The organism is Binatus soli (SeqCode), from assembly GCF_050015535.1.
In the GTDB taxonomy this organism is placed as follows: domain Bacteria; phylum Desulfobacterota; class Binatia; order Binatales; family Binataceae; genus Binatus; species Binatus soli.
On sequence record NZ_JBEKBF010000002.1, the window covers coordinates 102,669 to 116,481 of the forward strand.

General features: G+C 61.6%; 11 protein-coding genes. 7 read left to right on the forward strand and 4 right to left on the reverse strand.

Annotation, left to right across the window (positions count from 1 at the left end; translation table 11 throughout):
* Positions 1-10: 10 nt before the first annotated feature.
* Positions 11-2,410 carry a glycoside hydrolase family 15 protein gene (locus ABR989_RS01990; protein ID WP_428125396.1) on the reverse strand — a complete coding sequence of 800 codons (2,400 nt, stop codon included), beginning with the start codon at positions 2,408-2,410 and terminating at the stop codon, positions 11-13.
* A 175-nt stretch (positions 2,411-2,585) separates the two neighbouring features.
* Here ABR989_RS01990 and ABR989_RS01995 point away from each other — a divergent pair, with 175 nt between their 5' ends.
* Positions 2,586-2,819: a hypothetical protein gene (locus tag ABR989_RS01995; protein ID WP_428125397.1), complete on the forward strand. Its 234-nt coding sequence runs from the start codon at positions 2,586-2,588 to the stop codon at positions 2,817-2,819.
* 610 nt (positions 2,820-3,429) lie between these two features.
* Here ABR989_RS01995 and tatC read toward each other — a convergent pair.
* Both tatC and ABR989_RS02005 read right to left on the reverse strand, forming a co-directional pair.
* Entirely contained in the window at positions 3,430-4,248 is an 819-nt protein-coding gene (tatC, locus tag ABR989_RS02000; RefSeq protein ID WP_428125398.1) for a twin-arginine translocase subunit TatC, read from the reverse strand.
* A 16-nt stretch (positions 4,249-4,264) separates the two neighbouring features.
* Entirely contained in the window at positions 4,265-4,501 is a 237-nt protein-coding gene (locus ABR989_RS02005) for a Sec-independent protein translocase subunit TatA/TatB (RefSeq protein WP_428125399.1), read from the reverse strand.
* Positions 4,502-4,625: 124 nt separating this feature from the next.
* Between ABR989_RS02005 and ABR989_RS02010 the strand changes: the two genes are divergently transcribed.
* Both ABR989_RS02010 and ABR989_RS02015 read left to right on the forward strand, forming a co-directional pair.
* Entirely contained in the window at positions 4,626-5,660 is a 1,035-nt protein-coding gene (locus ABR989_RS02010; RefSeq protein ID WP_428125400.1) for a histone deacetylase family protein, read from the forward strand.
* Positions 5,661-5,668: 8 nt separating this feature from the next.
* On the forward strand, positions 5,669-7,177 hold the full coding sequence (locus ABR989_RS02015; protein ID WP_428125401.1) for an FHA domain-containing protein: 1,509 nt from the start codon (positions 5,669-5,671) through the stop codon (positions 7,175-7,177).
* Positions 7,178-7,187: 10 nt separating this feature from the next.
* Here ABR989_RS02015 and ABR989_RS02020 read toward each other — a convergent pair whose 3' ends face one another.
* Positions 7,188-8,432 (reverse strand): alpha-L-fucosidase, encoded by a 1,245-nt coding sequence (locus ABR989_RS02020; protein ID WP_428125402.1) that lies wholly within the window; start codon positions 8,430-8,432, stop codon positions 7,188-7,190.
* Positions 8,433-8,738: 306 nt separating this feature from the next.
* Between ABR989_RS02020 and ABR989_RS02025 the strand changes: the two genes are divergently transcribed.
* The 4 genes from ABR989_RS02025 to ptsP all read left to right on the forward strand — a co-directional run bounded on the left by ABR989_RS02025 (position 8,739) and on the right by ptsP (position 13,663).
* Positions 8,739-9,206: a peptidylprolyl isomerase gene (locus tag ABR989_RS02025; RefSeq protein WP_428125403.1), complete on the forward strand. Its 468-nt coding sequence runs from the start codon at positions 8,739-8,741 to the stop codon at positions 9,204-9,206.
* Positions 9,207-9,222: 16 nt separating this feature from the next.
* A complete protein-coding gene (locus ABR989_RS02030; RefSeq protein WP_428125404.1) occupies positions 9,223-9,963 on the forward strand; it encodes a CehA/McbA family metallohydrolase in 741 nt (246 codons plus the stop codon).
* Between the two features lie 167 nt (positions 9,964-10,130).
* Entirely contained in the window at positions 10,131-11,216 is a 1,086-nt protein-coding gene (locus ABR989_RS02035) for a GSU2403 family nucleotidyltransferase fold protein (protein WP_428125405.1), read from the forward strand.
* Positions 11,217-11,287: 71 nt separating this feature from the next.
* A complete protein-coding gene (gene ptsP / locus ABR989_RS02040; protein WP_428125406.1) occupies positions 11,288-13,663 on the forward strand; it encodes a phosphoenolpyruvate--protein phosphotransferase in 2,376 nt (791 codons plus the stop codon).
* Positions 13,664-13,813: the final 150 nt, after the last annotated feature.

Here is a 13,813-nt window from a genome sequence, read left to right on the forward strand (position 1 = left end):
GATCAAGACGCTATTTCGCGATTGCGACGGCGTAGTCGCGGCCTTCCCAATTGCGCGCCTCGCGCCAGTTGAACGTAAAGCGAACGGGGGCGCGGTCGTCTGCGCCGATGTCGATGTCAACGTAATCGAAGCCGATCGGCGTTGAAATCGACCCGGTATCATTGAAGTGCCGCCATCCGTCGCTGGACCAATGAAGCGTGAACGGCCGAGTGGCCTGGATGCGCAGGCGGTCGCCGGGTGAAACCGACTTGACGCGGCGGTTGGATTTCCAGACGCGAAGGCGGCTCGGCTTTCGTCCGAGCTTCATGTAGCGGTCTTTGACCTCGTCGATCATGTCGAAGACCCGCGCGTCCGAGGCCGAGCGCAGCAGCTTGATGTACTCGGCATGCGCCCACATCAGGGGAGTCGCGCTGCCGGTCTGGTAGCCATACCTGAGCAGCTCGCGCGGGATGTCGGGTTGATCCCAGATCTGCTCGGGCAGCAACTGCGTCGAATTCGAAAACCGTTCCATCGCCCTCAGATAGGGAAGCGGGTCACGGCCCGCCGCGAGTTCGTAATGCCCGCGCTCACCTGTCAGCAGCGGCCACGGCCGTCCGCGGCCCCATCCGAGAAACGGGCCGCCGTCATCAAGCTGTCCATAGCCGTCATGCGTATAGCGCCGCCAGCACGGACCCGCAGGGAAGTCGGTCTTCAGGACGGCGTCGATGACGCGGACCGAATCCTCGATCAGCGGATCGCCGGCTTTGCGAATGCCGTAGCGGACCAGCTCGAGAAATCCGCCGTCAACGATTTCCGCGACGGGGAATTCAGCCTGCGCGCCGGGTGCGCGATTGTGGATGAAGACGCGCTTGCCCTCGATGCTTTCGTCGGCGTCGGGATCGCCGATGTCGATGGGATTGATCCTGACGTAGTGCCGCTTGACGCCGGGGACGAGGAAGCCCTGGTTGGTGACGGTCCAGGTTTCGATGTGCGCCTCGAGGAAGTCTGCGTATTCCTCGAGGAATTGCGCCGTCGCCAAGTCGCCGCGATCGCGGGCGAAACAGGCCGCGCAGATCAGCGCCGCTACATTTGCGGCGAGCGTCGAGGGCGAGTAACCGGCATTTTCCTCCCATCGCTCCTGCGGAGTGGCGCATCCGTTGTCGATTAGAAAGCGGGCCGCCCGCAGCACCATCGGATACGGATCGAAATCCCTGAGCGCGCCAAACTTGTGCATCCGCCACGCGAGCATGATCGGAAACGAAACTTCGTCGAGCTGAATCCCGTTCCAGTAGGGCTTCCCGTCGACCCAGAAGTTCTGCGGAAAGCCACCGTCGGGCCGCTGCGCACATGCGAGATAGATCAAGGCGCGCAGCGCGGTGCTGAAGGCGCCGGTAGCGGCCAATCCGGTCACGCTGTGGACCATGTCGCGGGTCCAGACCAGATGGTAGCCGCCAAGGTCCTCGTCGCCCCTGGCCTCGCCCCAGGGGATGCTGAGCGAAGCGATGAGCGCGCCGGGATAGCTTTTGTCTTCATGGGCGAGAAGAAGGTCGCGGCTGCGGCGATAGAGCGCGCCGCCGTCGCCGGAGAATTGCCCGAGCGGAAGGGAATGGCGCGACGCGCGATCCCATTGTTCGAGGAAGCGGGCGCGATGCTCGGGGAAGGGTTCGGCGAGCGACTGATAGAGAGTAGTCGCCGCGCGATTGAGCTTGCGGCCGAAGCCGAGGCCGAGGGTGAAAGAGTAGCCCTTGCGCAAATCGATCTCGGCGGTGAGCGCGATATTACCGTCGGGCGCGGCGGCGAACTGATAATCCATTTTGAAGTTGGTGCTGATGTCCCGCCATCCGTCGGTATTTCCGACGTATCCGCATGAAGTTCTGAGAAATGGCACTGTGGCTCCCAAAGCCAGCCAGACATCGTCCTTGTTCGCAGCCAGGAACTCATGCCCGGCGATTTCAGCTTTGTGGCCGTTGTTGCCCCATCCGCCGACACCCAGATGCGGCGCGAGCAGGACGTAAAGGTGGAGTTTTTTGAGCAGCTCCGGGTCGCCCTCGAGGCGGGTGTTGATGAGCAGGGTCGACTGATGCGGATCGGTGATGACTTCCTTGAAGAGATGATAGCGGCCGTCGGGCGAATGGCCGACGATTCGCACGCCGAGGCCGGCGGCGTCGAGGTACTCGGTGGTGGAATTGAGATGGCGGCGTTCTTCGTGGAAGAAGGTCTCGCCGTCGGTGATCAGGAACTGGAGGTCGCGGACCTGCGGCTGATCGATGGTGGGGAAATAAATCTCGTTGACGACGCCGACGGAGGTGGTGAACCATAGATGGCTCGCGGAGGAGTAGGCGGTGCAGACCGTATCCTTGGCGCTGCGGGTCCATCGCGGCGGGATTCCGGGTGCGCCGGTGGCGACCGGAGATTTCAGAATTATTGCCATAGGACCTCGGTTCGATTCGCTTAGAGGAGAAATGTATCTCCCGAGTCCAGCCCAAGCCAGCCACCCGTGGGTACGGGTGGGGTGACCGCGGCGTTGGGCAAGAGCGGTTTTCGCGAAAATGATGAGGACCGCTACGCGCGGGGTTTTTCACTGGTCGCGGCGGCGACGGCGCAGTGTGAATCGCGAAATCCCGCAGACGGTCTTTCGCTCTCAAGCGCTGACAGAGAAAAAGATGTCTTGCGCGGATTTTTCGCTTGTTGTTGCGACGCCCGTGGGCACGGGTGGCCAGTGGGCGCTCCGACGGCAGCGCAGTATTAAGACGCGCTCCGTTGTCGCGCAAGCGCTCGGCAAGAAGCTGTCGGGGCTCATCGCCGAGGCCGAACGGAATGGCTGGCGGAACGAAAGATAGCAGCTATGAAAAGATTTGATGTTACTAGTCCGGATTTGGTCCGACGCGGCGGAACGCGACTGGCGAGCATCACGCGATATGCTGGCGAGACGATTCCCGGAGCGATGGGGGCGGCAGGCGGAGATGGCCCCGCAGGGAAAAGGGCTCAGCATCACGCTCCATTTGGGCGAGGGCGCGGGCGAGCCTAAACCCGCGATCGAATTGCGGCAGACACGCTGCCGAACGGTAGCACCGGGCATTTAGGGTTTGCGAAACGCGCGGACTCGGCCTGCGGCGCGCAAGCTTTCCGCTCGCCACGTCCATACTCACCGGCCGGACCCTGACAGTTTATCGACCATCTTTTGCGCATCCACGTCCCCTTGCGCGGCGGCGCATGGCGCGACGCATCGGGAATCGGCGATCGCGCACGGGCGCCAAACTCTGAAAGCGGCGGCATTTCAGGGGCGACAAAGGCCGCCCGGTTGCCTAGGCGTTGCCTAAGAGGCGATTCAGGGCTACGCCGGAAACCGGCCAGATTCAGATTCTCATTCTGCCCGTACGCCTTGAAGTGGTGGGCCGTTGGAGACTCGAACTCCGGACCTGCTGATTAAGGGGTCAGGCTGATTGGGAGTCAGACGGTTTCGGGTTGTTCAGGTTTCGTTGTTGTCACGGCCGGTTTTTCCGCGGGCTTAAGACGAAACATCCAGGCGACGCCGACGCTGATCGCGTAGAGCAGCACCAGCGGAATCGCGAGCAGGAACATCGAGATCATGTCGGGCGGAGTCAGAGCCGCGGAGACAATGAAGATGGCGACGATCGCATAGCGCCAGTAGCTGAACATCATCTTGTAGTCGATCATCCCGAGCTTGGTGAAAAAGAACGCGAAAATCGGCATCTCGAACGTGAGCGCGAACGCGAGCAGCAGCTTGGATGAGAACGCCAGGTACTCGCTGATGCGGATGGTCGGGGTGACTCCGATGTTCGCGTATTGAGCCAGGAAAAATGCGTAGCCGACTCTGAAGACAACAGCCCAGCAGAAATATCCGCCGAGCACGAAAAACATCGTCGCAAAGAAGACGAACGGCTTGGCCATCCTGCGTTCGGTTTCGTACAAACCCGGCGCGATAAATTTCCAGATCTCGTAAAATACCGCGGGGCTGGCGATGAACAGACCGGCGATGAGCGCGACCTTGATCTCGGTGTAGAACGCCTCGCCGACGCCGGTGCCGATCAGCAGCACCTTGCCGCCCGAGACCGCGCGAATCGGCCAGGTCAGCAAGCGGAACAGCGGATTTCTGATCGCGTACGCGAGGATGAAACCGACGCCGATGGCGATGAAGGCGCGAATCAGGCGGGTGCGGAGTTCCTGCAGATGCTCGATGAGCGACATCCGCGCCTGTTCCGGCGTCTCCTCGATGGGCGCGGGCGGTGTGATATCCTCGCTAGGCACGGTGCGGGATGACCGGCTATGTATTCTCGGGCGGCTTTACGGGAGGCGGCCCGGACTTGGGCGCGATGGGCGCGGGCGGTGGCACCTTGGGCGGCTCGTCGAGCACGTCGGTCAGTTCGCGGAGGACGGTATTGCTCGCCAGACGCAGCTCGCGCAAGACTTTTCCCACCGTGCGCATAACCTCGGGCAGGCGTTCGGGGCCGACGACAATCAGCGCGATCGCGAGGATCAAAACTATTTCAAAAAGGTCCAAACTTCGATGACCGTCCGGCACACCGGCCAGTGCAATTCGATGACTTTGCGCGGTGCGGGAAAATTCCGCGCAACTTGGCCTGCTCCATGCCAGTTAATCATCATACCCGACCGGGGTGTCAACGATGCTTAAAACCGGGGTCGTTGCGGATCGCCGCTACCTGAAGCACTTCGCCGGCCGGGCGCATCCCGAGCGTCCGGAGCGCGCCGAGGTCATGATCGAGATGGCGGAGTCGCTCACGCGGCCGGATCTGAGATTCATGGCGCCGCGCGAAGCGACGCACGAGGAAATCGCGAGCTGTCATGTCCCTGAGTATATCGCGACGGTCGCGCGATCAGCGTCGATGGATCGGTTCGATTTCGATCCGGATACGCATAGCTCGCGCGCTTCGTACGAGACCGCGGTACTGGCCGCAGGCGGCGTGCTTACGGCAGTCGAGGCCGTGATGGACGGAGCAATAGATAATGGATTTGCCATTGTCCGGCCCCCGGGGCATCACGCACTGCCTAATCGCGCGATGGGATTCTGCTTCTTCAACAATGTTGCAATCGTGGCGAAGTGGCTAATCGAAACACGCGGCCTCAAGCGGGTGATGATTGTCGATTGGGACGTCCATCATGGCAACGGCTCGCAGGATATATTTTACGAATCGCCCGAAGTGCTTTACGTATCGACGCATCAGTACCCGCAATACCCCGGCACCGGCTCGCTCCACGAGATCGGGTACGGCGCCGGACTGGGATTCACGGTGAATGCGCCGATGCCGGCGGAATTCGGCGACGCCGAGTATATCCGCGTGTTCGATCGCCTGATCATGCCGATCGGCCGCCATTTCAAGCCCGAGTTCATACTCGTCTCATGCGGCTTCGACGCGCATTTCCGCGATCCGCTCGCGCAGATGCGCGTGACGGAGGCGGGATTTGCAGCGATGGCGCGGCGGATGAAGCGGCTGGCCGCGGAATGCTGCGGCGGCAAGATGGTTGCGGCGCTCGAAGGCGGCTACGACCTCGAAGCAATCGCGGAGTCGGGACGCGCGGTGATCGACGAATTCGGACGCGACGCGGATGAGCCGATTCGTGCGGATGATGGCGGCGACCGGGCGATGCCGATGATCGAGCGGGCGGCGCAAAACGTCGGGCGCTTCTGGAATCTGGGCTAGGGCGATCGATGCTGCCGGAGCAACGCTCTGCGGGCAACGTCCCGGGTGAGAACGGGAGCGCGCGCAGTCGTCTCGTCTCAATAGGCAGTTCCGATTCGCGTGAATACCCACTAGACAAGCAGACAGTAGCCATTGGCAGCCATCCGTCGAACGACGTAGTGCTCGACGACGCGACGGTATCGCGCCGTCATGCCACGGTAACGCGCAAGCCGGGCAGCTTCGAGCTGGCGGACCTCGGCTCGACTAACGGCACGTTTGTCAACGGTGGCCGAGTGCGCGAACCGATCGCGCTGAAGCGCGGCGACGAGATCAAATTCGGCTCTGCGCGTTTTGCTTTCGTCGCTGCGGGCGATCCGATGCCGGCGCCGACGCGGGCGGCGCGCGCCCCGAGCCGGCTGGGACGGGGGCTGGCGGTTTTTTTCGCATTCGGAGTTTTCTCCGTCGCGGGAGTTCGTTACCGAAGCGAGATCGGACCCGCTGCGTCGGCGATCGCCGCATGGGTTTCGTCACGCCGGTCCAGCGCCGCGCCTTCGGCGACGAATACTCAGTCGGCAGCGGCCAATGCGGCGGCATCAGAAGGCCGAGCATCAGCGCCGCCGGCGATTCCAGCAGCAGTCCAGCCCGAATGGCTAAGGCGAGTGAACTACTACCGCGCGATGGTGAAGCTGCCGGCGATAGTCGAGGATCCGGCGCTGAGCAAGGGCGATCGCGCGCATACGATTTACGTCGTCAAGAACTACCGTGATGAGATCGCGCATCGCGGCCTCGGCGCCGAGATGCATACGGAAGATCCGGGAAGCCCAAACTTTACGCCCGAAGGGCTCGAGGCGGCCAAGGCCAGCGACATGGATGTGTGGTTCATGCCGGAACGGCCTGCCGACGCGATCGACCGGCCTGGTTTGTCCGACCCGGACGAATGGTCGGCGCAGCGAACACCGGGCTCGCCGGCGTGGTCGATCGACGGATGGATGTCGATACCGTTCCATCGCATGCCGATACTCAATCCGCGACTGACCAGCGCAGGGTTCGGAATCTACTGCGAGTCGGGAGCATGCGCCGCGGGCCTCAACTTATTGAACGGCTCGCAGCGGAAATTGCCGGCGGGCGTTGCGGACAGCGGGCCGATCGAGTTTCCTCCCGACGGCGCGACCGTCACGATAAGGTCGTTCGGCAACGAATGGCCCGATCCGCGCAGCAACTGTCCCGGCTACAAGCCACCGAGCGGACTGGCTATTACACTCCAGCTCGGCGCCTGGCTGGATACTCATCTCGGCGAATACTCAATCGCGCGAGAGAATGCCGACGGCAGCCGCACCGCAGTCGAAGCATGCGGGTTTGATTCGACTAGCTACTCGAATCCCGATGGATACTCACAAGAGCTGGGGCGAAACGTTCTGAAGTCTTACGGCACGCTCGTGGTGATTCCGCGCGCGCCGCTGGCCAAGGGCGCGAAGTACGCGGTGTCGATGAGCGCGAACGGAAAGCAGTACGACTGGACTTTCTCCACCGGTCCATGATGCGGATCGGCTAGCGCTGGAAATCGACCGCGATGATCGTCGCTATCGAATCGAGCGCGCTGTCGGGCGTCGCAATCACGAGCTCGCCGACCGGGTCACGGTTGAACAGCGTATCGGCCGCAGAGATTCGCTTGCGCACCTTGAGCGAAATCGTACTTGCCAGCGGACGCACGTCGCCGATGTGGCGCACCTTGACGCCGCGCACCGAGACGGACTCGTACGGCTTCATCAGCACGTGCAGATAGACCCGATTGCCGCGGCGCGTTGACGGTCCGTAGAACTGCCACGCCTCGAGTCCAGGGTCAGTGCCGACGATCGCCTCATCGTTGCGGTCCATCCAGTTGCCAATCGCTTCGAGCCGCTCGACGTGTTCGGGTGGGATAGCGCCGTCGCCCATCGGGCTCACGTTGAGCAGCAGATTTCCACCCTTGCCGGCCACTTCGCACAGAGTATGGATCAGCGACCGGATCGATTTGAAGTCCTTGTCCGACGGATTGTACCCCCAGCTGTTGTTAATCGTCAGGCAGGTTTCCCACGGGCCATCTGGCGGCTTGGGCGGGACGGCCTGTTCGAGGGTCTGATAGTCGCCGTAACCCGGGATGCGATCATTGATGACGACCTCGGGCTGGAGCGAGCGGATCATCTCGAGGAACTCGCGCGACTTCCATTCCTCGGGCGTGCGTTCCCATCCGCCGTCGAACCAGAGCAGATCGATCTTGCCGTAGTTGGTCAGCAGCTCGCGCATCTGGGAGAACATGAATTTTATAAATCGATCCCACTGTTCAGGCGTCGAGCGGCGCCAGTTGCCCCACTTGTAAGGCTTGTCCGACTCGACGAATGCCGGATAGTCGGGATGATGCCAGTCGATGAGTGAGTAATACAGTCCCAGCTTCAGGCCCTCGGCGCGGAACGCATCCGTATATTCACGAACTATATCGCGCTTGAATGGCGAATACTCAATTGAATAGTCAGAATGCGCCGTATGGAACATCGAGAAGCCGTCGTGATGCTTACTGGTCAGGACTGCGTATTGCATCCCGGCGCGTTTTGCCATCCGCGCCAGCGCGCGCGCATCCCATTTTGTCGGATTAAAAGTCCTGGCGGTTGAGTGATATTCGTCCACCGCGACGCTCTGCGAGTCGGGCAGCGCGCCGACGCCCCCGACCAGCGGCCACGACAGCTCGAGCCCGCGCTGGCTGCAAGGCGCCCAATGGATGAACATTCCGAATCTTGCCTTGTTAAACCACGATTCCATAGGCGCGCATTGTCGCCTTCCTCGGATGCGCGTGTCCATCCCGAGCCGGGCAGCGGCGCCGTGGCCTTCGTCCGGCTGGATGATCGACGGCTGGATTGGGTCGCATCGGCACTTGCGGATTGGCGACGCCTCGAATACTTCCATGTAGGACTGTTGGAATAACCTTATGCATGGACGGTTGGTTGATCGTTCGTGCGAATGCGAGTGGATAAAATGAAACGCAACTCCTTTAGATTGTCGTGTCTTGCCGTCGTGGCGGTGCTGGTGCTTGCCTCGGCTTGCAAAGGCGCAACGGATGGACTCCCAGTGAGAAACACAGGTCATTACGCAACCATCGAGACCGAGCACGGCGCCATAATCGTCGAGCTCTACCCCGCCGTCGCACCCAAGACGGTCGCGAATTTCGAGACGCTGGTGAACAAGGGCTTTTACAACGGCCTGACCTGGCACCGCGTTGTTCCGGACTTCGTGGTGCAGGGGGGAGATCCTGACGGGACGGGAGCCGGTGGCCCGGGCTACACCGTGCCGGGCGAAATCAACAAGAATGAGCATCACCTGCGCGGCAGCCTGGCCACCGCGCGCACGGGCGACGAAGTTAATCCGCAACGCGCGTCCAGCGGCAGCCAGTTCTACATCTGCCTGGAGCCGCAGCCGGGACTCGACGGCCAATACACCATCTTCGGCGGCGTGATTAAGGGCATGGACGTGGTCGATCAGATTCAGAAGGGTGACCACATGAAGAAAATCACGCTCGCGAAGGAGCCGCCCAAGTAGCCGCGGCGCGTCGCACATGGCGGATTCACGAAGCGGGCACCCCGATCGGGCGGGGCCCTACTTCACCGTTGACCTGCATCTCCACACCAATCGCGGCAGTGCGGATTCGAACCTGGCGCCGAAAGACCTGGTCGATCGCGCGCGTGCGATCGGAATCGGCGCGGTCTGCATCACCGAGCACGACAACATGTGGGATTCCCGCGAGATCGCGGCGCTGGCGGCCGACTCTGGCGTAATTTTTATCCGCGGGATGGAAGTCACGACCGACATGGGGCATGTCGGCGCGTTCGGGCTCGAGCGGTACGTCGGAGGAATCTACAAGCTCGCCGAACTGCGGCGCGTGGCGGACCTCGAAGGCGGGATACTGATCGCGAATCATCCGTTCCGCTACAAACTCGACCCGCGCTTTTCGTTCATCAACCCGGACTCAGAACTGATCGATCCGACTTATCCGGACCGCGCGGCCGAACTCAAAATTTTCGAGATGGTCGATGCGATCGAAGTGCTCAACGGCGCGTGCGGCGAGGACGAGAATGTGTTCGCGCTCAAGGTCGCGCGTCATCTTGGGTTGGCGGAGGTGGCGGGCTCGGACTCGCATTCGGCGGGCTCGGTGGGATGCGTGACGACGCTGCTCGACGGGCCAATCAAGGACGAGCGCGAGCTTATCGATGCGATCCAATCCCGGCGATGCCGCGCGGGCCGCGGCCTGCTGAAGAGCGCGCTTGCGCCTTTCGAGCTGTCGGCGAACCCCGGCTAGCGCGGCAAGCAAGCTCCGAGGTCGAAGCGTTTTCCTTTCTTTTGCGGCTTTGCCAGATTTGAAAGGAAAATTAGCCTACGACTGCGACCTAAGCTATGGATAAAGCCCTTGCTCATGCTACAATTTCCTTTCAAAACGCTATTCAAGCAATTTGAAAGGAAAATGTCTTGAGGCTAAGAGAACTCACTATCGAGCAGCGCAGAATCGCGGTGGATGCAGCGCAGCTTTACGAACATTTGCTCGAACTTCAAGCCGAGCGCCAAGCACTTCGCGGCGGATTGCACTGGAAGAAAGTTGCCGGCCGCGACTACCTCGTGCGCACGATTGACCGCCATGGCGGCAATCGCTCTCTGGGCCCGCGTTCGCCCAAGACCGAGGAAGCTTACCGCGAATTTACCGAAACTAAACGCGACCTCGACGAGCGGATTCGATCGATCAATCAAGAAGTCGCGCGCCAGGCCAGGTTCTGCGTCGCCGCGGGAGTGAATCGAGTTCCGCGGATTGCGGCCGACATAGTAAGGTCGCTCGATGCCGGCGGGCTGCTGGGCAGCCATCTGATTATTCTCGGCAGTCATGCGATCTATGCCTACGAAATGGCGGCGGGCGTACAGCTCAAAGCCGGACTTCTGCAAACCGAAGATCTCGACACGCTGCTGAACACCAAGGTTGAAATCGAACTGGCCGGCTCGATACGAAGTTCAGGCCTCCTCGGAATCCTTCAGCGCGTGGACAGAACCTTCAAGCCTCAACGGAAAAGGTCATTTCGCGCTGTCAACGCGAAGGGCTTCATGGTCGACTTGATCCGGGCGCCAATCGATTCCCCTGGCGGCCTCAGCAGCATTGGCAGCGGACTGGATCTGATTGCGGAACCCCTGCACGGCCTCGAATGGCTTGGCGCGGCGCCGCGAATGACCCAAATCGTGATCGCCGACAATGGCTTCCCGGTCAGGTTTGTGGTCCCTGAGCCGCGCGTGTTCGCATTGCACAAGCTGTGGGTCTCGCTCCAGCCGACGCGAGATCCAATCAAGCGCAAGCGCGATTTCCGCCAGGCAGAGGCAGTTGCACAACTATCGCTCGACTACTTCAACTTGAGGTTCGATGATCCCGCGATAAAAGCGCTTCCGGCCGCGCTTACCGCGATGATTGCGGGCTTGGTCGAGCGGCTCGGTGAGCGAAGCTCGAAGACGCGAGGCGAGCCGACGGCGCTTCCGCCGGGCTTCGAAGATCCGGAGGGCGAGGATCATGCGGATTAGATCGCTCGGCGGCATTGTTCGCCACGCGATCGATCCGATAAAATTTCGTTGCCGCCGCTGAGACTTTACCGATGAGTGCCAACAAGGATCGCCTCGCCCTGATCGAGCAACTCTCCTCGATCGGCGGCGAACATTCCGAGGATCTTCGCGAGACCCTGGACCGGGTTGCCCTGGCGATCGCCACCGGCATGGAGGCCGAGGTCTGTTCGCTCTACCTGTTCGATCCGCAGCGCGAGCGAATCGTGCTGCGCGCCACGGTGGGACTCGATCGCGAATCGGTCGGCAAGGTTTCGATGCGCCTCAGCGAGGGACTGGTCGGGCTGGTGCTGGAGAAAGACGAACCGGTTTGCGTGCCCGACGCGATCAGCCATCCGCGCTACAAGTACTTTCCCGAGACCGGCGAGGAGCGCTTCCATACTTTTCTGGGCGTGCCGGTTCGCGACGGCCGCAAGAAGCCGCTCGGAGTGCTGGTCGCGCAGACGCTCGAGCGGCGCAAATTCAACAAGAGCGAAATCCGCCTGCTCAACACCGCCGCCAACCAGGTCGCGCAAATTCTTTCTCATTTCAGGCTGCGCGAATCGCTCGTCACCAAGGAAAAAGAGCGGCTCGAATATCGGCGCCGGATGATCGAGGCCAACCGCCAGCTCAAGGACTACGAAAAAGTCGGTGGCAAGACGCGCCACGCCCCGCCGGCGAAGATTCGCCGCCCCCGGCTGGCAGGGCTTTCCGCGTCACCCGGATTTGCGCAGGGAAACGCGCACGTCGTCGGCACACTTCTAAGCAGCGTCGATCGTAACCAGAAGTCCCGCGACCCCAAGGCCGAGGTCAAGCGCTTCGAGGACGCTCTGGCCCGTTCGCTGGCCGAGCTGGCGACGCTGCGGATACGGATGGCGCCGCTGATGCCCGAGTCGGACCTCAAGATCTTCGACGGCCATCGCATGATTCTCGAAGACGAGGAGTTCGTCGGCCGCATCCGCGGTGCAATTGCCGACGGCTACACCGCCGAGAGCGCGCTGTTCCGGGTCATCGAGGAACTCAGCACCTCGATGCTTGCGGTCGCAGACAATTATTTGCGCGAGCGCGCGACCGACTTCCGCGACGTCGGCCATCGCGTGTTGCGTCATCTGCGCCAGGAGGAAAAGAGGGCTCCCTTCACCAAGCCTACGATTATAGTCGCCGAGGAGCTTACGCTCTCGCAGCTGATGCTGGTCAGCCACGACAATCTGGCGGGGATTGCGCTGCAATCGGGCGGCGTCACCTCGCACGCGGCGATCCTGGCGCGGGCGTTCGAAATCCCGACCGTAGTCGGCGTCGAACATCTGATGGAATCGGTCATCGAGGGCGATCAGCTCGTGCTCGACGGCAACTCGGGCGTCGTTTACGTCAATCCCGCCGCCGAGATCGAGCGCGACTACGTGAGCCTGTCCAAGCGCTACGAGGCATTCAAGCGCGAGCTTATCGAAGAGGGCAACGCGCCGACCGCGACCCGCGACGGCCATCGCGTCATGATGCTTGCGAATATCGCGCTGCTGCCGGATATCCACCTGGCGTTGCGCTATGGCGCTGAGGGCGTCGGGCTGCTGCGTTCGGAATTCTCGTTCCTGACCTACGAGGATTTTCCCGACGAGACTCAGCAGCTCGCGCTGTACGGCAAGATGCTTGAGCTGCTCGGCAAGCGCCCGATCACGATTCGCACGCTCGATATCGGCGCCGACAAGTATCCGCCGTACATGCGGGTGCCGCGCGAGGACAATCCGTTCCTCGGCTGGCGTTCGATACGCGTCTCACTTGAGATGCCGGGGCTGTTCAAAGTTCAGCTCCGCGCCATTCTCCGCGCCGCCGCCAAGCACGACGTCCGCATCATGTTCCCGATGATCTCGAGCCTAGAGGAATTGCGCCGCGCCAAGGAATTGCTGGCCGAGTCGCAGGCCGAGCTGTTCAAGGAAGGACTCGAGCACAATCCCAATATCGAAGTCGGAATCATGGTCGAAGTGCCGTCGGCGGTGTGGCTCGCGCCGCGCCTTGCGCGCGAGGTCGATTTTTTCTCGATCGGGACCAACGATCTGATCCAGTACCTGCTCGCCGCCGATCGCAACAATCGCAAAGTCGCGCACCTGTACGAGGCGCTGCATCCCGCGGTCATTTCCGCCATCGCCGAGGTCGTCAACGTCGCGCGCGCGGCCGACAAGGAGGTTTGCCTGTGCGGCGAGATGGCCAGCGATCCGCTGGCAACGCTGCTGCTGGTCGGGATGGGTCTCGACGAACTAAGTCTGAGCCCGCTATTTATTCCGGTGGTGCGCAAAGTCATTCGGGAGGTCGATTATCAGACCGCCCGCCTGATCGCGCGCGAGACTTTACAAATGGCCAGCGTGCAGGAGATCAAGGGTTACCTGGTCGAACGCTATCGCGATTTGGGCCTCATCAATCTGGTCGAAATGTACCGCTAGTTACCCTCTTTCCAGAATTGTCACGATAAATTCACTCGACTTTGGCGCTATTAATGTGTTTCAATGAATTGTTGACATTTTTGGTCGGGATTTATTTACTCTCTCTGACCGACCGGTTAGATACCGTCAGGGCCCGCGTTCGGGTATGAT